This is a genomic window from Microbacterium sp. B19 (genome assembly GCF_000333395.1).
In the GTDB taxonomy this organism is placed as follows: Bacteria; Actinomycetota; Actinomycetes; order Actinomycetales; family Microbacteriaceae; genus Microbacterium.
The window spans coordinates 1-20,109 of the sequence record NZ_BADA01000466.1; the positions used below are offsets into that span (position 1 = coordinate 1).

Genomic DNA, 20,109 nt, shown 5'->3' on the forward strand with positions numbered 1-20,109 from the left:
GGGCCCCCCTCCCGCAATGGGAGACCTCTCCGACGATGATCATGCTCGCGGATCAGGCGCAGGCGGTGCAGGACGCCGCGATCGGCCGCAGCGGGACCGGCGCGGCCGCGGGCCCCGCCTACGGTGGGCCTCCGCAGTCGCAGTACGAGATGTGGGTGCCACCCGAACTCGCCGACCAGCTGACGACGCTCATCACGCGCGACCTCACGGCCGCGCTCGGTGACGGCGCACAGGTGAGCATCTACCGTCAGGACTGGGCCGCCTACGGTGACGACCCGTTCCTCGTCACCAAGATCGTCGTGATCGGCATCGCCGTGCTGGTGCTGCTCCTCGGCGCCCTCGGGCTGGTCAACATCGCGCTCGTGACGGTCAAGCAGCGCGTCCGCGAGATCGGCATCCGGCGCAGCTTCGGAGCGACCGCGGGCCGCGTGTTCTTCGCCGTCATGATGGAGAGCGTCGTGGCGACGGTGGTCGCGGGAGCCGTCGGGGTGATGGCATCCATTCTGATCGTGCAGTCGCCGTGGCTCCGCGACGTCGTCGGACAGGGCATGGTCAGCGATTTCCCGCCCTTCCCGGTCGGCGCCGCCATCACCGGACTCGCCGCCGCGACCGCCGTCGGCGCGCTCGCCGGGCTGCTCCCCGCTCTGGTCGCCGTCCGCGTGAAGGTGATCGACGCGATCCGGTACTGAACGCCGGGGGTCGAGCCGCTCGTTGCACCTGGGCGACCCCCAAAATCATTCGCCCAGGTACAACGGCCTGAAAGCGAAAATAGCGGCTTGCGAGTGCAATGTCCACCTTTGGAATGTCAAGTTTCAAGTATCGAGATTGTGATGTTGAATAGCGGAATGAGTTCTCCAGGATGGGGCGCCTCCGGGCGCGCCAACAGACAGCCGGCCGACGAGACGCGGCAGGCGGCTCTGGCGACGGCGCTGTCCATGCTGGCGGAATCCGGGCTGACCGTCAGCCTGGAGCATCTGAGCATCGAGGATCTCATCCGGACGGCGGGCCTCCCCCGCAGCACCTTCTACCGACTCTGGCCCGCCAAGGAGCGCTTCTTCGCCGACCTGCTCGTGGAGCTGGCGACATCGTCCGATTCGCATGACGCGATGTTCTACCCCGAGACACAGGTGGCCGCCAACGCCGTCATCATGGACAACCAGCACCTGCTGGTCTCCCACGAAGGTCGTGTCGCCGTTCTGCGTGAGGCCGTCCGCATCGCCGGTCGCATGAACTTCGAGCACTTCAGCGAGTCGGTGGGGTGGCGAACGCATGTGACGCTCGTCGCGTCGGCGAGCAGCCTCGCCGACGAGGACACCCGCTCGCGTCTCGTCGAAGCCTTGCAAGAGACCGAGAACATGTTCATCGCGCGCACCGCGGAGTTCTACGGCGCCGCCCTCAGCGGACTCGGATTCTCTTTCCTTCCCGGAGCCTCGGCGGAGCTGCTCGCCGGGCTCGGCGCCGCGGTCGTGGAAGGCCTCGCGCAACGGCGCCTCGTGAACCCCGATCTGGCGGACACGATCATCAAGAAGCCCGGGCTGGACGGAAAGCTCGTCGAATGGCATCCCGCCGCCCTCGGTTTCTGGGGGATCCTCGAAGCCCTCGTCGACCTCGAGCCACACGAAGCGTAAGACCGCCCGCCTGCGCCCGCGTGACGACAGCGACGACACCCCGAATGCCGTGGCATCCGGGGTGTCGTCCTTCCGCCGGCGGTGTCAGCCGCCGATCGGCGCCTCGGCACGGTAGGACGCGCGCGGATTCACACCCAGGAACGAGCGCGTCGCCAGCGTCGCGAGTCCGGCCCAGTGGTGTGCGCGGGCCCAGCGGATGTGCCCCGAGCGCATCGTCATCGGATCGAGGTACGCCCACCGCGGCGCGAAGACGGGCGACCGGCGATGGTTGCGACCACGGCGCGTGAGGTGGAGGAACGCCTCCGTGGCGCCGAGGCTGACCGCGGCCTTCACGCCCTGCACGACGGACGGGAGCGGCGCGCCCGCGACCGTGGCGCGGAACGTGTCGAGATGCGCGTACGGGGGCAGGTACGGCACGCACCGATCGAAGGGCGCCGTTCGCTCCGCCGCCTCCGCGAGCGAGATGCCCTCGGGGAGCCCCATCATCCGCTCGAACGTGTGCGGGCTGTCGGGAGCGAACGACGTCGCAATGGCACCGAACCCGATGTTCATCACCAGCAGATTCGGGATGCCGTAGCGCCGCGCCGTACGAGCGAGCGTCGTGCCCACGTGGAGGTAGTGCAGTTCGGACTCGTCGAGGACGAGATCGGCGCCCCGGACGAACGCGTCGACGTTGTCGACCGTCACACCTTCCGGGTAGGCCACCACGCGCGTGCCCGGGCGGATCCGTTCGATGCTCTCGCGCAGGACGTCGACCTTGCGCCGACCGTAGCTGCCCGTGTCGGCCCAGGCGACGCGGTTGGAGTTCTCCGGCACGAAGGTCTCCGGGTCGGCGATGCGGATCTCGGCCGCGCCGGTCATCATCGCCAGAGCCAGGGCCAGGTCGTGGCCGTCTCCCCCGGCCCCCGCGACGGCGATGGTCGCCCCCTGCAGGAGCGCCTGCTCGTCCCGGTGCCAGAAACCCAGGTTCCGCCGGAACTCGGGGGCAGCAGGACCGCCCCGGGACGGCACCGTCATGCCCCGACCTCGCCCCAGAAGTGCATGGCGCCCTCGGACACGTCGAGCGCGTCGATCTCGGCGAGTCCGCCCAGGTGGGCGGCGGACACGATCGGGTCGAGTCGGATGGCGAGGTTGACTCCTCGGTACTCCTCGATGCGCCGGGGCTCGCTCACCTCGGTCACTCCCACGCCCATCATCCGGAGGACGCGCGCGAGCGGCGGCTCGACGATGGCGTAGACGTGGTCGTCCATCCCGAGCTGCCGGATGTGGGTGATCGTCGGGCGGAGGATCTCCCTCAGGACCTGCGCTTGACCGTCCGCGTCGCCGACCCGGGAGATGTAGCGCGACACCTCGACCCCCTCCCCGTCAAGACCGAGGGCGTAGAGCGCGTCGGCCGGCAACGGGCGACGGTCGCGACCGAGACGTTCGATCACGCGCGTGTACCCCACCGCGCGAGGCCCGTCCGGCCGGTTCTCCACGGCGAGGAACCCGAAGGAACGATCGTCGTCGTCGTCGATGTCGAGACCGCCGATCAGGTCGCTCTCGTCCAGCATGTGGGTCTGTTCCGTGTAGACGCGTGTCCGGAGTTCGAGCGCGGCGACGCCGTAGGGGTCGGCGTGCAGGCCGCGCCCCAGCGCCCGCACGGCGAAGCGACGATTCGGGTGGGCGGCGAAGACGTCCGCGCGGACCAGCGGAGTGACCGCGGAGTTCGGCACTCTTCTCGTGATGGTGCTCATGGTGGCGTTCCTCTCGGGAACCCCTCGCCGCGGCGCGGTTCGGGAGTTCCGGTGTCGGTGAGGAACCCACCCTCGGAAGAGGACGGTGAGGGGCGTTGTCAGGTCCGCCGTCAAGACTCGGCGACCGTTGTCAGAACGCGGCGGCCGTTGTCACGCGTCCGGAATCGGGCCGCCGGGCACCGCTTCGGGCGTCAGGCGGCGACGCCGGTGAGGAGCTCGGGGATCGGGCGCGCACCCACTTCACGATCACCCCGAAGACACTCGACGGCGTGGGCCGCGAGGACGGCATCGAAGGCCCCGTCCGCCAGGAGCCGTTGGACGTGCGACCGACTGCCCGACGTGACGGCGGTGCGCACGACGAATTTCCCCAGGAAACGGGGGAAGTCGTTCGCCGCGGTGAGGAGGTGCACGGTGGAGTCCCCGCCGTCCGGCAGGAGCCGCGCCGCGACGCTGCGAAGGAGATTGCCGACATTCTTGGATTGTGTGGCACTGAGATTCGCCCCCGCCCACGTTGCGGCGACGACGAACGCGTCGGTCGCGGCGCGCCGATGATCCGGATACCGGCTCAGCAGGTTGTGGAGGTAGGCCACGACCTGACGGAATCGACCCGAGTCGACCCGGCCGGTTCCGCGGAGCGACGGGCGCAGGACGAGGTCCCACAGGTGGGTCCATCCCTCCGGCGTCGCCGCGGCGGCGAAGATCGCGCGGTAGGAATCGAAAGCGGCATCCACCGTCCGCTGGTGCGAGTCGGAGAGCGTCGACCCATTCCCGCCCCGCAACTCATCGAGCACCTTCCGGTGGATGAGCGACAGGGCCGTCTCGGCCTGCGAGAGATCCTCCCGCACCGCGGCCGGGAGCATTTCGATGAGGGATGCCAGGGCACCCGGATTGCGCACGAGGTCGATCGCGTGGCCGATCCGCTTCACCGTCGGCGTGAGCAGGCCCTTGCCCTGCAACTTCTTCCAGGCCTCGCAGGCGGCGCTCTGGTCGTTGTCGGGGCCGTGCAGCATCGCCTCGAGCAGCGCTTCGATATCGGCACGGCGGCGCCGGATCGCGAACGCCCCGCGCACGGACGTACCGACGCTCGCGATGATGCCGGTCCGGCGGGCTGCCACCGCGACGGCGACCACCGACTCGGCGACGGCGACCGAACGGTGGGCGTAGGTCAGCCCGGCCTGGAGGAAGTCGCTGACGACCGAAGGATCCAGAGCGGACGGCGGGTGCAGGGCGCCCGGGCGTCCAGCGACATCAGCGAGGAGCGCGCGGGCACGCAGGTCTCCCCCGATCGCCGCGGGGAAGACCGCGGCGAGGAGATAGGCGGGCTCTCGCCACAGCGCCGGCGCGCCGATCAACAGGCCCGTAGCGACCTGGGCGACGAACGTCTCGGGGGTGTCCGGGTCGAGCAGAGCGGCGCGCGCGGTGATCGCCCAGCGCTGAGCGGGGGTTCTGCCGGTCTTCGCCGTGGCGGGAAGCCCGTCGGCGAGGACGCCGTGCAGCAGGTCGACGAGATGCGCACGAGCGATGCCGTCCTCCGCGACGATCGCGACGAGGAACGATCCGACCATCTGAAAGGGACCATCGACCGGTTCGCGGGAGAAGAGTCCGTCAAGGATGCGGATGACGTGGTCCCGCGCCGAAACGTCGGCGGAGATCAGATGCCGGGCCACGGCGTTGAGGTCTGCGGCATCCGCGATGGTGGGAGCCGTGCTTCCGATCCGCGAGAACACATCCGCGGCGAAGCTCTCCCAGTCCGCTGCGCGGGCGCCGGGCGGTGCCGTGGCGAGGCGGCGGTGGCGGAGCGCGTGGACGACTCCGCCGGCAGCGACGCCGAGGTCGCGGCGGCGCGAGGGGAACCGCCGCACCGCCGCCGCGGCGGCCCGCACCACGGACGCGGCGTATTCCTCCCCACCATCCAGTTCCGTCCAGCGCCCCGCGATTCCCGCCATCGTCCGGAGGAACCCCGTCACCTCGGGAAGCTCCTGCAGGAGGTGAAGCATGAGGTCGCGCGCCGCGGCCGGATAGCAGGTCGCGACACCGAGGGCGAGCTGGACGAGCGAGATCGACTGGCGGTAGCTTTCGCGCTCGGTCGCCAAGAGCGTCGGGATGATCTGCTCCGCGACGACGAACTCGCCGATCCGGTCCGGCCAGCGCTGCACGAGGATGGCGAGGCACGCCACGAGCTGCCGGTGCGCGACGTCTCGGTGGTCCCGCCACAAGGCTCCCAGCACCGCGAGCGCGTGGTCGGCATCGATCGCCTCCACCTGTGGAAGGTGCCCCAGGAGTCGGCGAGCGGTCTCCTGGTCGATCGATCGCGCGTCCGGGATCTCCATTCCGGGGACGTGCAACCATCCGACCGCCCCGATAGGACGGAGCGAGGCGTGCGGCTGTCCGATCAGCGTTCCCGTGATCGCGCGAGCTGCCGGCCGGGTCGCCTCCTCGCGCGCCAACAGGATGACGACCTGTTCGAGGACCGCGGCCGTGAACAGGTCGTACGGATGGGCGAGAACATGCGCGAGGAGCAGGGATGCCGCGGCATCCGTGTTCCGGGTCACCAGAGCGCGGGCGGCGATGAACTCGAAGAGTGTCTGGTGAGCGAACTCCCACGTCTCCTCACCCCGCCGGAGCACCCCGCGACGCGCGAGATCGTCCATTCCCGCGGCCCCGTCCCGGAGCGGGGCGGGATAGGAGACGGCATCCAGCATCACCGAGACCCGTCGGTCACGCACGATCGGTGTCGCGTCCGCGACCATCAGGATTCCGAGCCGGCCGGCCGTGGGGCTCAGGTCCTGCGCAATCGGCACGCGACCCCCGCGGTCGTCACGGACGATGCGGGTGGCCCAGTACCGCTCGTACAGCGCGGTGACGTCGTAGTCCACGCCCGGGAACCGCCCACCGCTGGTGTCGAAGAGCATGCGGAGCTGGATCGGCGAGCGCAGCACCGCCGTCATCGGAAGCCCGCGCGTCTCCACCCGGCGAACGAGATCCCGCCCGATCTCGATGGACAGCTTCGGGAAGTACCGCCGCATCAGCACTCGGACCGCGGTGTCGAGTTCGGGCGCCGTGTAGTCGCCGAGTTCCCGTTCGAAGACACCGCGGAGCTGCTCCCGCTCTCTCGGCCGAACCGTGAGGATTGCCCGGATCCGGAGATCGGAGAGTTGCTGGAGGAGATCGGTGGTCCGGTAGATGAGGCCCTCGGTATGCAGCAGCAGATCGGCGGTGTCCAGCAACACGACCGGCGTCATGTTCGCGCCACGGAGCTGCAGCGCATGTCGTACGACATCCTCGACCTCGAGCAGCCGATCGGCTCCGCCGGGTGTCATCCACGTCGCCGAGATCAGCAGCGGCGTCAGCCCCGCGTCGGCGAGTTTGCGGCGGAGGCTCCACAGGACGCTCGATTTTCCCGTTCCGGCCTTCCCCGAGAGAGCGACGAGCCGGTGGGGGGCGCCCCGCATCAGCTCGACGAGCTCTGTCTCGCATTCCCTCTCGATGTAGAGGTCCCTCGGCTCGAGCGTGCCGGCGAGATCGCCCACGAGACGTCGACCGAGGTCGTCCGCGTATCTCTCCCCGTACCGCAGGACCTGCTGCGTAGCCTCGGGGAGAGCGGTGAGCGCCGCGGCCCGGGCCGCGCGCTGCGTCTCGAGGATGTACGCGTGCAGCTCGGCCTCGAAATCGCGCCAGAACTCCCCCTTCCCCGCACGGGGACGGCCGAGGCCGAAGCGGCGGATCCCCGGAGTCTCGCGGTCCGGCAGCTCCATCATCTGCTGCTGTCGCGCGGCGAGTCGATCTCTCGACTTCGCATCGGCGGCGGCGGCGGGCACCTCGTACGTGAGGAACCGCGCGACGATGATCGCCGTTTCTCGCGAACTGAGCCGCCGGTACTTCGAGGGGTTCGAGTTCGACGGCGATTCGCGCTCCGCGCGCTCCAACTCGTCGCGGAATCTCTTGAGCAGAGTGAACGGGTCACGGCTCCAGGCCTCCGCCGTGTGCGGCGAGATATCCGTCGACGCGAACAGGTCGGCGACCTCGGGCACTTGGAAGAACAGCTCCTCCAGCGGGAAGTCGGCAGACTCCGCGTAGTGCACGGCGAAATGGATCAACGCGGGGCCCGAGGCCACCGCTTCCGCCTTATCCACGGAGCCAGGATGCCGAGACGAGGAGCGACGGTGTCATGCACACATTCTGGCCAGTCCCGCGTTTTCTCGTGCGGACTGCTTTCGCGTCGGCGGGTGCTGCCCGGGGACGGGGCGGAGGCGGCACCGAGTGACCGGACCTGTCCCGGTCACTCGGCGTGCTCTCACTCGGCGGAGCCGGACTTCGCCGCGGCCAGTTCGCGGCCGTACGACACGGCGTCGCCCTCGGCCTTGATCTTCAGCGCGAGCGCGGTGTCGGCGAACGCATCGAGCGCCGGGTTCACACCGACCAGCGTGAAGGGACGCTCCACGACGCGCAGGTCGAGTCCCCACACGTCCTCGAGCACGCGGCGGAGCCAGCCGGTCGAGTGGTCCCAGCCCTCCTTCGGCGTTCCGGGGGCGTAGTTGCCACCGAGGACGGTGACGAGCGTGGCGGGCTTCCCGCGGAGGGCGGTGCCCTGGGGATCGATGCGCGGGTCGGTGTAGGCGAGGTCGAACCACGTCTTGAAGTGCTGCGAGACGCCGTAGTTGTAGAGCGGCACGGCGAACAGCAGAGCGTCCGCTCCGATGAGCTCGTCGGCGAAGGTCTGCGCGAGCGCCTCCGCCGCGCGCTGGCCCTCGGTGCGCTCCTCCGGGGCGACGAACTTGCCCGTCACGGCATCCGCCCACGCCGTCGCCGGGACGGGGTCGACGGCGAGATCGCGTCGGGTGATGACCGAGTCGGGGTGGGCCGCGGCCCACTCCTGCTCGACGAGGTCGGCGAGCGACCGGCTCGCGCTCGATGCGGGCAGGATGCTGGCATCCAGGCGGAACAGGGACATGGGGCTCCAATCACGAAATGGATAGTCACTATGAAAAAGTGAGCGACTAGCGAGACTGTAGCACGCGTACGATGGAGCCATGCCCGAGATTTCGGATGCCGAGCACGGCCCCTGCGACGCCGCCGTCACGCTCGCCTTCTCGGTGCTCGGTAAGCGCTGGAACGGCATGATCCTGTCCTCGCTCGGCGCGGGAGCCACGACGTTCGTCGGCCTCCGCCGAGCGGTCACCGGCATAAGCGACGCGGTGCTCTCCGACCGCCTGGCGGAGCTCGCCGCGGCGGGTCTCGCCGAGCGTCGCGTCGAGCCGGGCCCGCCCGTCTCGGTGTCGTACGAGCTCACCGACGCGGGGCGGCAGCTGCTGCCCGTGCTGGATCAGCTCGGCGCGTGGGCGCGCGAGAACCTGATGCCTGTGCGCTGACGCCCAGACGACGTGCCGCGACGCTCAGTGAGCGCCCGGTGCGAGGCGGTCGGCGAGCCAGTCGGCGACCCGCACGTGCTTCTCGTGCGAATGGTTGTAGATGCAGTGGTCACCGTCGGGCCACTCGAGGAAGGTCTTGTCCTCGGCGCCCGCCGCGTCGAACAGCGCGCGGGCGTTCTCGACGAGGAACACCCGGTCGGGGGTGCCGTGCAGCATGAGCAGCGGACTCGTGAGGTGCTGGAGATCCTCGGGGGTCAGGACGTATTCGTTCATCGCGGCGGTGGCCGCCTCGGGGTCGTCGATCCCCAGGAGGGGTTGGATCTTGGCGGTGAACCGGTGGAATCGGTCCAGGATCTCGGCCGGGCGGTTCGTCCCTCCGTTGACGACGCACGCAGCCACCCGAGGGTCGCGGCTGGCGACGAGCGCGGCGAGAAACCCTCCCATGCTGTTCCCCCAGATGGCGACGGTGCTCCCCACGCGGCCGTCGGCGATGAGGTAGTCGATGATCACCGAGAACGCCGCGTCGACGTCGTGGTCCATCGTGATCCCCTGGAACAGCCGCGTCTCGCCCTGGCCGGGGCCGTCGACGAGAAGCGCGGCGATCCCGCGATCGCGGAGGTAGGTCGCACCCACGTGGTACTCCTCGCGCCACCCGTCGAACCCGCCCATAATGATGACGGTCGCCGGGGCCGGCACTCCCCGGGGGCGCAGGAGCCAGCCGCAGAGGGCTCCGCTCCCCCAGGGGATCTCCACGTGCTCGACGGGCGGATCCTCGAGCACGCCCGCCGCGCCGTAGTCGTCGATGAGCTTCCGGTACATGCGCCGTTTCTGCTCGGCGTCGTCGGGGAGCGGCACCTGCCCCACGCGGTAGCAGGCCGCGGCAGCCCGATACCAGCTGATCGCGGTCGCCCGGTGTCCGGCGCCGACGGCGTCCTCCGCGCGGGCGCGGTTGATGTCACCGAGCCGCTCCGCGGCGTCAGACCAGGGCGTGCCGTCGTCAACGAGCCGGTAGAGCTCGACGACATCGGCGTAGTCCATTCCGTTGCCGGTGAGGCGCTGAAGGGGCATGGCGCGCTTGTGCGCCTCCGCCTCGGCCTTCCAGGGTGGAGTGGCATCCTGCTCCGACATGTCGGGGAATCTCCTTACGCGGGAACGTTGACGCCGAGCGCGTCGCTGAGCGAGCCGACCAGGCCATGGACGTCGTCGGCGTCGATCGCCGAACCATACAGGTAGTAGTCCGGACGAGCGACGACGGCCACGCGCCCCAGCGACTCGAACCAGTCGCGGTACGTCCCGTCGACGTCCTCGAACGGCGAGCCGGACCCGGGCTCACCAATCACGATGATGCTCGCACCGATGCGGTCCAACCCGGCGCGTTCCCGCTCCGTGAGCGCGTCGACGACCTCCTGCGAGGTGACGATCAGCTGGAACCCCCGGCCGGCGACGTCGTCCAGGAGCCCCACCTCCCCACCCGCGCGGACCCGGCCCTGAACCGCCGTGAGACCCGCCGTGGGGTCGTCCGCGCGGGAGAACGCCGTCGGGCCCGGAGGAACGGTCGCCGGAGGCATCAGCGACGGATCCTGCTGCACGGCGAAGAGGAACTGGTCGCGCCCGGCAGCGGCATCCTCGTCCATGATGATGCAGGGCAGGCCGATCTCGCGGGAGTAGTCGATCCACCCCTGCATGTTCGGCTGCCGGTCGTCCTGGTAGCTGTCGAGGACCTGCGGCGACGCGATCCCCCGGAGGACGAGGTCGAGACGCCACGTGATGGCGGCGGCGTCGCGCAGACCGTTGCACATCCCCTCCCCGGCGAACGGCCAGAGCGTGTGGGCGGCGTCGCCGATGAGGAAGATGCGGTCCCGGCGCCACTCCTGGGTCATCGACTCGCGGAATCGGTAGATCGGCCAGCGCAGCACCTCGACGTCCTCGGGCCCGACCCAGGGCTTGAGCAGCTCCCAGACGGTGTCGATCGTGTAGTCACCGGGATCCTCGTCCTCGGCGAGCGTGAACTCCCACCGACGGTGGTGCTTGCCGAGCTGGAAGAGGCATCCGGGACGCTCCGGATCCGCGAACTGGCCGTTGTCGAACTCGAACGCGAGATCGCGCTTCTGCAGGGTGTCGATGACGAGCTGGTTGGGGCCGACATGCCCTTCCTTCGCCTCGATGCCGAGCGAGCGCCGCACGAAGCTGTTCGCCCCGTCGGCCGCGAGCATGTACTTCGCGCGCACCACGCGCTCCTCGCCGCTCTGCCGGTCGCGCACGTACGCGGTGACACCGTCGGCATCCTGGTCGAACCGCACCAGCTCGGTGCTGAAGTTCACCTCGACTTTGCCGGTTCTCTCCACCTGCCGGTTGAGGGCGAGCTCGAGGTTGTTCTGGTAGAAGATCCAGTGCGAGCGGTAGCCGTGGGGTCCGATGACCGACCAGTCGAAGCTCATCAGCAGATCGCCGCCGAAGGCCTTGTTGCGCATGTCGTAGAGCTCCCACTCCACGGCATCCTCACGGAACTCCTCACCGGCGCCGACGCGGTCCAGCAGCCGCATGATCTCGTCGTCGATGTGGCCGGCGCGCGACAGACCGTACATCTGCGCGTGACGCTCGACCGCCACGACCGTATGGCCCGCCTGACCCAGCAGGACGGATGCCATCTGCCCCACCGGTCCGTAGCCGACGACGATGACGTCGACGTCGGCGCGGGAGTGAATTGCTTCGTTGTCGCTCACGGGTATGTGCCCTCCACTTTGAGGTTGACGGTTCGTCACCGTCCTGCTTCGCAAACGGACATATGTCCGCTGTGCGGTCTGCGTCGATTGTGGAGCGGATTGCGCACCCTGTCAACCCGACTCCGACCCCAGCGGGCCGAGTGTGCGAACATCGGTAGATCACGGGTAGACGGCGAGGGAGCTCAAAATGGCCGGTCGCGGAGAATCGTCCGATTTCGTCGAAGCACTCGCCCGAGGGTTGGACGTTCTCGCGGCATTCTCCGAGCGACAGCCACGCATGAGCCTGGCCGACGTCGCGGGAGCGACCGGACTCGCGCGCCCCACCGCTCGCCGCCTCCTGCTGACGCTGACGGAGCTCGGCTTCGTTCGTCAGCGCGGATCGGAGTTCGAACTGACCCCGCGAGTCCTCGATCTGGGTTACGCGTACGTCAGTTCCCTGGGGTTATGGGATGCCGCCCGCCCCCACCTGGAGGAGCTCGTCCGGCACACGAACGAGTCGTCGTCGATGGCACAGCTCAGCGGGTCGGACATCGTGTACACGGCACGCGTCGCGGTCCCCAAGATCATCGCCCTGCGGGTCGAGATCGGCACCCGGTTCCCCGCCGTGGTCACCTCTCAGGGCAAGGTGCTCCTCGCCGCTCTGGATCAGGCAGCCCTGACCGAGACGCTCGCCACCCCGAGCCACTCGAACGTCGTGATCGCCACCCGTGATCGCGCGGAAGTGGAGCGGGAGTTGAGCCGCGTTCGCGCCCAGGGGTGGGCGCTCGCGGACGAGGAGCTGGCACCGGGCGTGCGCTCGATCGCCGCACCCGTCCGGGACGGCCACGGCGTCGTGAAGGCCGCCGTCAACGTCACCGTCCACGCGGCCGAGACCAGCGTCGAGGAACTGACGTCTCGACACCTCCCGGCACTCTTGAAGGCGGCGTCGGCGATCTCCGGGGATTGGGCACGCCTCGAGGCGCGTCCTTACGAGTCGGCATCCGACATGACACAGCGAGTTCTCTGACCGAACGGTCAGGGGTCCGACGCGCCCCGAGCACACAGGGCTCGAGCGCTCCAGAAGCCGTGTGCGGCGTTCGCTTGACGTTGCCACGGTCGTCGGATTCAATGGGCATGTCCGCTTGACGGACGAATGTCCGCTAAATGCGATCGGATGACGATGTCTGAATCCTCGACCCGTACGGTCCTCGAAGCCGTCGACCTCGACGGTCGGCCGACCGGCCCACCCGGTCCCCTCTCCGGTCTCCTCGTGGCGGACTTCTCCCGGGTGCTCGCGGGCCCCTTCTCCACCCAGATCATGGCGGACCTCGGCGCGACCGTCATCAAGGTCGAGGCTCCCAGCGGAGACGAGACCCGGGGATGGGCGCCGCCCGAGCGCGACGGGGTGTCCACGTACTACCTCGGTATCAATCGGAACAAGCGCGACGTGGTGTTGGACTTCGGCGACGAGGAAGACCGGGAACTGGCCCAGGAACTCGCCCGCCGCGCCGACATCGTCATTGAGAACTTCAAGCCGGGCGGGCTGCGGAAGTTCGGCCTCGACTACGACTCCGTCAGTCGGACGAACCCCGCAGTCCTCTACGCGTCGATCAGCGGGTTCGGATCCGCCGGCGGGGCTTCCCTGCCGGGCTACGACCTGGTCGTCCAGGCCGCCTCCGGATTGATGAGCCTCACCGGCGACCCGGAGGGCCAGGCGTACCGCAGCGGCGTGTCCGTGTTCGACATCATGACGGGCATGCAGGCGACGATCGGTGTCCTCGCCGCGCTGAATCACCGCAACGCCACCGGTCTCGGCCAGCACATCGAAGTGAATCTGCTTTCCACCGCTCTTGCGGCGATGGCCAATCACAGTTCCACCTACGTGGCCGGCGGTCGAATTCCCTTCCGGATGGGCAATGCCCACCCCAGCCTGTTTCCGTACGAGCCGCTGCCCGCGTCCGACGGGGAGATCGTCATCGTCGCCGCCAACGATGCGCAGTTCCGGAAGCTCGCGTCGGCGCTCGGCGTTTCCGCGCTCGCCGACGACCCGCGATTCCGCACGACGGAGGATCGCAACCATCACCGCGACGAGCTCCGCCCGCTCCTCGTGGAGGCACTGTCAACGCGGACCATCGCCGAATGGTTCGACATCCTCACCGACGCGGGCGTCGCGTGCGGACCGATCAACACCATCGACGGCGGCGTGGCCCTCGCGGAACGGCTGGGGCTGGATCCGGTCGTCCACGTCGGCCAAGGGGATGCCGCCATCCCCATGATCCGGAACGCGATCAGCTTCTCGCTCACTCCGCCGCGGTACGTCTCCCCCGCACCGCCGCTCGGCGCCGACAACGACGAGATCCGCGCCTGGCTGAACACTCCGGAGGACAGCAATGAGTGAATACGAGACGTCTCTCGGGACCTCGGATGCCGACAGCATCACGCTCATGGGACTCGACGTCGCCGACGATCTCATGGGCAAGGTCGGGTTCGGCGAACTCGCCTTCTGGATGGTGGCACAGCGACGCCCCTCCGCGGGCGAAGTGCGACTGTTCGAAGCCGTCCTCGTCTCCCTCGCCGACCACGGCTTCACCCCCACCGCGATCGCCGCACGCCTGACCTACTACAGTGCGCCGGACTCCATCCAGGGCGCCGTGGCCGCGGGCCTGCTCGGTGGCGGATCGCGGTTCCTGGGAGTGACCGAGGACACCGGCACGTTCCTCCACCGCATCGTCGAGCGTCTCGGTGACACCAGCACCTGGACCGACGAGGAGTGGGACGACACGGCCCGCTCGGTTCTCACCGAGGTGAAGGGCTCCGGAAAGTTCGTGCCGGGCCTCGGCCACCCGGTCCACAAGTCCGGCGATCCCCGCGTCCCCGCGATGATCCGCATCGCGACGGAGGAGGGTGTGCGGGGGCCGCACATGCGACTGTTCGAAGCGTTCGGTCGCGTGCATCCGGAGATCCTCGGACGCACCCTGCCGCTCAACGGCGCGGGCATCGCGGGAGCCGCTCTCGCTGATCTTCGTCTTCCGGTCTCGATGCTGCGCGGCTTCTCCCTTCTCGCTCGCACGGCCGGCCTGGTGGGACAGATCGCGGAAGAGCAGCGATCGCCCATCGGCCCCGACGTCTACCACTCCGTCGACCGGAACGCGCGCTTCGTCGCGCCCCGCGCCGACCTCTGACCCGAACCCCACGACAGGAGATTTCAATGGCGCACCTCTCCGCAGTCCTCGCGACGACACACCATCCGTTCTTCTTGAAGGCCACCGAGCTCACCCCGCCCGAGCAGCGCATCCCGCAAGCCGTGGAGTGGAAGCGCAAGGTCGAGTCCTACCGCGAGACGCTGACGGCAGCCGAGCCGGACATCCTCGTCATGGTGGGTGCCGATCACTTCCACCAGTTCTTCGCCGACAACTACCCCACGTTCCTCATCGGCAAGCAACCCCGGTACGACGCCACCTTCTACAACGAAGAGCGAGAGTTCGGCATCCCGAGATATGTCCTCGAAGGGCACGAGGATCTCTCGGGATTCATGTTCCAGGGCCTCCTGGATCGAGGATTCGACTTCTCCATCAGCCACGAACTCAAGATCGACCACTCGATCATCTGCCCGATCATCACCACCCGCCCGCAGGCGGATCTTCCCGTGGTGCCGATCTACACCAACATCTTCGCGCCACCCCTCCCGAGCCCGAAGAGGTTCTACGACCTCGGCCGCGCGATCCGGTCGATCATCGATGAGTACCCGTCCGACAAGAAGATCGCTGCGGTCGGCAGCGGCCATCTCTCGCTCGAGCTCGGGGGCCCGAGGATGTTCGGCGAGACCGGACCCGACCCGGCCTTCGACACACAGGCGATCGAGTGGCTGGCGACGGGCGACATCGACGCCATCCTCGAGAACGTCACTCACGAGAGCATGACGAACGCGGGCAACGCCACGCACGGATTCATGGACCTGATCCTCATGCTCGGCATCGCCGGCCCCATCGACGCCTCCTACGTCGACGATCTCGACCTGTTCCACACCCGCGAGATGTACATGACCTGGTACCCGGAAGGAGACCCCCGATGAGCAGGTACTACGTCAACAAGTTCCTCTACCAGGTGGATGGAGACCCGCACCTCCTCGCGGCGTACAAAGCCGATCCGGCCGCCCTCGTCCAACGATGGGAGGAGGAGTACGGGCGACGTCTCGGCACCCACAACAGCGTCGAGACCACCAGCTGGCTCGAATTCACCGACCAGGAGCGCACCGCCCTGATCGAGCACGACTATGTCGCGCTGTTCGAGATGGGGGCGCACTTCTTCCTCACCCTGACGATCTTCATCGCCATCTACGACGACGACTACATCGCGCAGAGCGGCCCCCTGTCGTTCCAGCGCGAGTACGCGTCGAAGCTGTCGCACTGGCTGGGGAAGGACTACCCCACCGTCGCGCTCTGAGGCGCGGCGATCTCCGAAAACCTCAACGGCGCCCCTCCAATGGGAGAGGCGCCGCTGTGCGGTTGGTGGACCTGAGGGGATTCGAACCCCTGACCTCCTCGATGCGAACGAGGCGCGCTACCAACTGCGCCACAGGCCCGGACAACTCGACAACACTATCACGCGCCCCTCACCCCGACCGACCCGGCCGACCTCCCGGGCGTGCCGCGTTCCGTCGCGCAACATTGCACGACGTGAAGCCACCGCGCGAACTTTTGGCGCCACCGAGGATCGACGGGCGGCGCACGCCCGCGCTCGGTCGCGGCAATCGGCGCGCGTGACGCTTCGGTCGTGCGGATTGGCGCGACCCAGGCGGACGCGCCGCTACTGACCCGACGCGCGACGCTCGAGGAGTTGACGCACGTGGTCTTCGATCTCGGCGTCGTCGACGTAGCCCATGGAGGCGTACGGCGAGACGGCGGCCGGACGTGCGACGTCGATCGACGTCGGCGCCTGAGCGGCGGCGATCTCGCGCGCCACCTGTTCGCGGGCGGCTGCGCGCAGCGCCTCACGGGCGAGCTGCTCGTCCACGGTCGCCGCGGCACGCGAACCCGCCGAAGCGACGAGCGGACGCGGCAGCTCGCGCGGCGTCCACGTCGGCCGTGGAGCGGGTGCGGCCGCGCCGAAGTCCTGCACCTCGACCGCAGCCCGCTGGACCACCGTCGTCACGGGGCGCGCGGTCGCACGTGCCGCGACGCGCGAGAGGCGCTGCAGCAGGACGAGAGCGAGAACGACCGCCACTCCCCCGGCGACCAGCAGAACGGGTGCCGCACCGAACGACACCTGGATGCCACCGGCCACCGCCGCGACGATCCCGAGGCCCGCGAACACCGTCGTCGCCAGACGGAAACGCCGGCGCGCACGGGCGCGCCGCAGCTCCGGCCGCGCGACCGCGGCGGCACGCTCGGCGTGCGCGCGCTCGACCGCGGCCGCCTGCTCAGCACGCGTCTTCTCGAGGGCCGCTGCTCGCTCGGCCTTGGCGACCTCGACCGCAGCGGCGCGCTCGGCGCGGGCGAGCTCGATGGCTGCGGCCCGCTGTTCCTTGACGAGATCGCGGTCGCGGGCGGCTTCCAGACGCGCGACCTCGAGCCTGGCCTTCGCCTCGGCGAGGTCGGCCTGCGCCTTCTGCGCCTGGACCTGACGCGCGATCTTCTGCTGCTGGTGCGCGGTGCGCGCCGTGAGTTCGAGGTGGACTTCCCGCGGCGTCTCGGCGGTCTCAGCGAGAACGCGCAGCGCCTGGTTCAGCCGTACGGCGTTGCGCTCGGCCGACGTGAACCGGTGCCGGCTCTGCCACGACGGCAAGAGGTACACCAACCACAGCGCGACCGCGACGAAGACGATCACCCCGCCGCCGAGAACCTGTCCACCCATGGCACCACGGTAGGTCACGCCGAGGTCACAGCTCGGCATCCGTCCGCGTGTCGCCCCGCGAATCGCGAGACTGCATCCGCCCGACAACCCCACGGCAGCGCGCCGCAGGTTCGTCAGCCCGATGCGGTCTCGGCGTCACGGAACGCCCGCACCCGGAGAGCGACGACCTACAGACGGTCGGCGGGCGGGATGGATGCCGCGTCCGGCGGGACCTGACCCCGATCCCACCGGTCGAGCACGCCGTACGGCACCTCTTCGCGCACGAGAGCGAAGGAGTAGTGGTCGCGCCAGTCGCCGTCGATGTGGATGTAGCGGCGACGGAGTCCCTCGTACCGGAACCCGAGCTTCTCCACCACGCGAAGGCTCGCGTGATTCTCGGGCCGGATGCAGATCTCGACGCGGTGCAGGTTGAGCTCGGTGAAGCACACGTCGGTCGCCATCGCGACGCTGATCGTCGTGATGTTGCGGCCGGCGTACTCCTCGGCGACCCAATATCCGATGGTCGCGGATGCCAGTGAGCCGCGCGAGACACCCCACACGTTGAGCTGACCGGCGACCTCGTCGTTCCACTCCATGACGAAGGGGACGCCGAGGCCGTCGCGGTACTGCTGCAGGAGACGGCGGATGCCGAGCCGCATGTCGAAGGAGACGGGCCCGTCCGGGCTCGTCGCCTCCCACGGCCGTAACCACGAGCGGTTGTCGATCAGCTCCTGCTGATGGACGCGCGCGTCGCGATTACGGATGAGACGGATCGACACCTCACCGTGCCGTCGTGGGACGGAGAGATCCATGGCATCCCGTCGGGTCAGAGACCCGCCGCGAACTCCTTGAACCACGGACGCAGGGCCGGACCCAGGTCTTCGCGCTCGGAGGCGAGCTGGACGATGGCCTTGATGTAGTCGACGCGGTCGCCGGTGTCGTAGCGACGCCCGCGGAAGATGACGCCGTACACGCCGCCACCGTCACCGCCACCGTTCGCGAGTTCCTCGAGAGCGTCGGTCAGCTGGATCTCGCCGCCCTTGCCAGGCTCGGTGTGTTCCAGGATGCCGAACACGTCGGGTCCGAGAACGTAACGACCGATGATGGCGAGGTTCGACGGAGCATCCTCGGCCTTGGGCTTCTCGACGAGCTGGGTGACCTTGACGACGCCGTCGTCCTCGGTCGGCTCGACCGCGGCGACACCGTAGAGGTGGATGTGCTCGGGGTCGACCTCCATGAGGGCGATGACCGTGGCGTTGCGCTTGGTGTACTCGGCGAGCATCTGCTCGAGCAGCGGGTCGCGCTCGTCGATGAGGTCGTCGCCGAGAAGAACGGCGAACGGGTGGTCGCCGACGTGGCTGCGGGCGCGGAGCACCGCGTGGCCGAGGCCCTTCGGCTCGCCCTGACGCACCATGTGCACGTCGGCGAGGTCGGACGAGTGCTCGACCTTGGCGAGCTTGTCGTGGTCGCCCTTCTCGCGGAGCTTCGTCTCGAGCTCGGGCATCGAGTCGAAGTGGTTGGCGATGTTGTTCTTGTTGCGCCCGATGATGATCAGGATGTCTTCGATGCCGGCACCTGTGGCCTCTTCGACGACGTACTGGATGGCGGGCTTGTCGACGACCGGAAGCATCTCCTTCGGCATGGCCTTGGTGGCCGGGAGGAAGCGAGTACCGAGTCCAGCGGCCGGGATCACGGCCTTGAAGGGCTTGTTAGGCATGCGCATACCCTACTGGTGCCATGCGACAGCGCTGTTACCAATTGCGCACCCCCGTACACTTAGGGCATGCCCGACAGCATCGAGCAGGCGAAACGCGCACTCCGCGCCGACCTGCGCGAACGACGCCAGACCGTCTCCGCACACGGGCGCGAAGTCGCCGAAGCCGGCGTCAAGGAGCAGCTCGACGCCCTCGTCGAACGCCTCGGCGCCCGCAGCATCTCCTGCTTCCTGTCGACCACGACCGAACCGGGTACGCACGCGTTCGTCGCCGGAGCGGTGGCACGTGGCATCCGGGTCCTCCTCCCGATCACGCGCGAGGACGGTCTGCTCGACTGGTCTGTGGCGACTCCGGATGCCGAGATCGCCGAGGGGCTGTTCGGGTTGCCCGAGCCGGTCGGCGACGTGCTCGGGCCCATGGCCGTCGACGATGTCGATCTGCTCGTCGTCCCCGCGGCGGCAGTGGACCGGGGCGGAATGCGTCTCGGCTGGGGCCGCGGCTATTTCGATAAGACCCTCGGGTCCATCGAGAAGTGCCCGCCCGTGTACGCCGTCATCTTCGATTCCGAGTTCGTCGACGACGTCCCGCGCGACGTGCACGATCAGCCCGTCTCGGGCATCGTCACCCCCACGCGCACGGTCACCATCGACCGCTCCCACGCCTGATCACCGAAGGAAACCGAATGCCCACCTACGCCTATGCCTGCAAGCAGTGCGGACACCGCTTCGACGCGGTCCAGTCCTTCTCGGACGCCGCTCTCACCGAGTGCCCCTCGTGCGGTGGCGAGCTGCGCAAGCAGTACGGCTCGATCGGCGTGACCTTCAACGGCTCCGGCTTCTACCGCACGGATTCGCGTGGATCCAATGGGGCGTCGTCCGGCGCGGCATCCGGAACCTCGGCCGGTTCTTCGACATCATCGTCCTCTGAGTCGACGAAGACCGCGTCCACCCCGGCATCCTGACCTTCGCCTATCCTGCGTGACGCGGCCGGAAGGGGAGCCTCGTCATGATCAAGGGATTCAAGGAGTTCATTCTCCGCGGAAACGTCATCGACCTCGCGGTCAAGGGCGTCATCGGCGCCGCGTTCACCGCGGTCGTCAACGCCATCGTCAGCGCGATCATCAATCC

General features: G+C 68.8%; 20 protein-coding genes and 1 tRNA gene. 11 read left to right on the forward strand and 10 right to left on the reverse strand.

The window, feature by feature from the left end; genetic code table 11:
• Together I5G_RS23060 and I5G_RS24145 are read left to right on the forward strand one after the other, a co-directional pair.
• On the forward strand, positions 1-689 hold a 689-nt coding region (locus I5G_RS23060; protein ID WP_148286524.1), incomplete at its 5' end, for an ABC transporter permease.
• A gap of 156 nt (positions 690-845) precedes the next feature.
• The gene (locus I5G_RS24145) at positions 846-1,628 is read left to right on the forward strand and encodes a TetR/AcrR family transcriptional regulator (protein WP_148286525.1); all 783 of its coding nucleotides are present in this window, start codon (positions 846-848) and stop codon (positions 1,626-1,628) included.
• A gap of 84 nt (positions 1,629-1,712) precedes the next feature.
• Here I5G_RS24145 and I5G_RS16390 read toward each other — a convergent pair whose 3' ends face one another.
• The 4 genes from I5G_RS16390 to I5G_RS16405 all read right to left on the reverse strand — a co-directional run bounded on the left by I5G_RS16390 (position 1,713) and on the right by I5G_RS16405 (position 8,315).
• A complete protein-coding gene (locus tag I5G_RS16390) occupies positions 1,713-2,645 on the reverse strand; it encodes a ThiF family adenylyltransferase (RefSeq protein WP_022880029.1) in 933 nt (310 codons plus the stop codon).
• Entirely contained in the window at positions 2,642-3,364 is a 723-nt protein-coding gene (locus I5G_RS16395) for a hypothetical protein (RefSeq protein ID WP_148286526.1), read from the reverse strand. The genes I5G_RS16390 and I5G_RS16395 overlap by 4 nt, the downstream gene beginning before the upstream one ends.
• A gap of 191 nt (positions 3,365-3,555) precedes the next feature.
• Positions 3,556-7,497 carry an NACHT domain-containing NTPase gene (locus I5G_RS16400; RefSeq protein ID WP_148286527.1) on the reverse strand — a complete coding sequence of 1,314 codons (3,942 nt, stop codon included), beginning with the start codon at positions 7,495-7,497 and terminating at the stop codon, positions 3,556-3,558.
• A gap of 161 nt (positions 7,498-7,658) precedes the next feature.
• Complete coding sequence (locus I5G_RS16405; RefSeq protein ID WP_022880032.1) at positions 7,659-8,315, reverse strand: FMN-dependent NADH-azoreductase; 657 nt, start codon at positions 8,313-8,315, stop codon at positions 7,659-7,661.
• Positions 8,316-8,394: 79 nt separating this feature from the next.
• On the opposite strand from I5G_RS16405, the gene I5G_RS16410 reads away from it, so the two are divergent.
• Positions 8,395-8,733 (forward strand): helix-turn-helix domain-containing protein, encoded by a 339-nt coding sequence (locus tag I5G_RS16410; RefSeq protein ID WP_022880033.1) that lies wholly within the window; start codon positions 8,395-8,397, stop codon positions 8,731-8,733.
• A 24-nt stretch (positions 8,734-8,757) separates the two neighbouring features.
• On the opposite strand, the gene I5G_RS23070 is transcribed toward I5G_RS16410, so the two are convergent.
• Positions 8,758-9,861, reverse strand: coding sequence for an alpha/beta fold hydrolase (locus I5G_RS23070; RefSeq protein ID WP_022880034.1), 1,104 nt, complete (start codon positions 9,859-9,861; stop codon positions 8,758-8,760).
• Between the two features lie 14 nt (positions 9,862-9,875).
• Positions 9,876-11,456, reverse strand: coding sequence for a bifunctional 3-(3-hydroxy-phenyl)propionate/3-hydroxycinnamic acid hydroxylase (locus I5G_RS16420; RefSeq protein WP_022880035.1), 1,581 nt, complete (start codon positions 11,454-11,456; stop codon positions 9,876-9,878).
• 187 nt (positions 11,457-11,643) lie between these two features.
• Between I5G_RS16420 and I5G_RS16425 the strand changes: the two genes are divergently transcribed.
• From I5G_RS16425 to I5G_RS16445, 5 genes are all read left to right on the forward strand, one after another.
• A complete protein-coding gene (locus I5G_RS16425) occupies positions 11,644-12,462 on the forward strand; it encodes an IclR family transcriptional regulator C-terminal domain-containing protein (protein ID WP_022880036.1) in 819 nt (272 codons plus the stop codon).
• 153 nt (positions 12,463-12,615) lie between these two features.
• Positions 12,616-13,833: a CaiB/BaiF CoA-transferase family protein gene (locus I5G_RS16430; RefSeq protein ID WP_026096013.1), complete on the forward strand. Its 1,218-nt coding sequence runs from the start codon at positions 12,616-12,618 to the stop codon at positions 13,831-13,833.
• Positions 13,826-14,617, forward strand: a complete 792-nt coding sequence (locus I5G_RS16435) for a citryl-CoA lyase (RefSeq protein ID WP_022880038.1) — start codon at positions 13,826-13,828, stop codon at positions 14,615-14,617. The genes I5G_RS16430 and I5G_RS16435 overlap by 8 nt, the downstream gene beginning before the upstream one ends.
• Before the next feature lie 26 nt (positions 14,618-14,643).
• Positions 14,644-15,507, forward strand: a complete 864-nt coding sequence (locus I5G_RS16440; RefSeq protein WP_022880039.1) for an extradiol ring-cleavage dioxygenase — start codon at positions 14,644-14,646, stop codon at positions 15,505-15,507.
• Positions 15,504-15,878 carry a hypothetical protein gene (locus tag I5G_RS16445; RefSeq protein ID WP_022880040.1) on the forward strand — a complete coding sequence of 125 codons (375 nt, stop codon included), beginning with the start codon at positions 15,504-15,506 and terminating at the stop codon, positions 15,876-15,878. Before I5G_RS16440 ends, I5G_RS16445 begins: the two co-directional genes overlap by 4 nt.
• A gap of 63 nt (positions 15,879-15,941) precedes the next feature.
• Here I5G_RS16445 and I5G_RS16450 read toward each other — a convergent pair.
• The 4 genes from I5G_RS16450 to galU form a co-directional block, all read right to left on the reverse strand.
• A tRNA-Ala gene (locus tag I5G_RS16450) sits at positions 15,942-16,017 on the reverse strand.
• A 224-nt stretch (positions 16,018-16,241) separates the two neighbouring features.
• Positions 16,242-17,288 (reverse strand): hypothetical protein, encoded by a 1,047-nt coding sequence (locus I5G_RS16455; protein ID WP_026096014.1) that lies wholly within the window; start codon positions 17,286-17,288, stop codon positions 16,242-16,244.
• A gap of 167 nt (positions 17,289-17,455) precedes the next feature.
• Positions 17,456-18,079 (reverse strand): GNAT family N-acetyltransferase, encoded by a 624-nt coding sequence (locus tag I5G_RS16460; RefSeq protein WP_022880042.1) that lies wholly within the window; start codon positions 18,077-18,079, stop codon positions 17,456-17,458.
• A 14-nt stretch (positions 18,080-18,093) separates the two neighbouring features.
• Positions 18,094-18,984, reverse strand: a complete 891-nt coding sequence (gene galU, locus I5G_RS16465) for a UTP--glucose-1-phosphate uridylyltransferase GalU (protein WP_026096015.1) — start codon at positions 18,982-18,984, stop codon at positions 18,094-18,096.
• Positions 18,985-19,050: 66 nt separating this feature from the next.
• Here galU and I5G_RS16470 point away from each other — a divergent pair, with 66 nt between their 5' ends.
• The 3 genes from I5G_RS16470 to I5G_RS23075 form a co-directional block, all read left to right on the forward strand.
• Positions 19,051-19,647 (forward strand): 5-formyltetrahydrofolate cyclo-ligase, encoded by a 597-nt coding sequence (locus tag I5G_RS16470; RefSeq protein WP_022880044.1) that lies wholly within the window; start codon positions 19,051-19,053, stop codon positions 19,645-19,647.
• Positions 19,648-19,664: 17 nt separating this feature from the next.
• Positions 19,665-19,943 (forward strand): FmdB family zinc ribbon protein, encoded by a 279-nt coding sequence (locus I5G_RS16475; RefSeq protein ID WP_022880045.1) that lies wholly within the window; start codon positions 19,665-19,667, stop codon positions 19,941-19,943.
• A gap of 44 nt (positions 19,944-19,987) precedes the next feature.
• A partial coding sequence (locus I5G_RS23075; protein WP_036328895.1) for an MscL family protein occupies positions 19,988-20,109 on the forward strand: 122 nt, incomplete at its 3' end.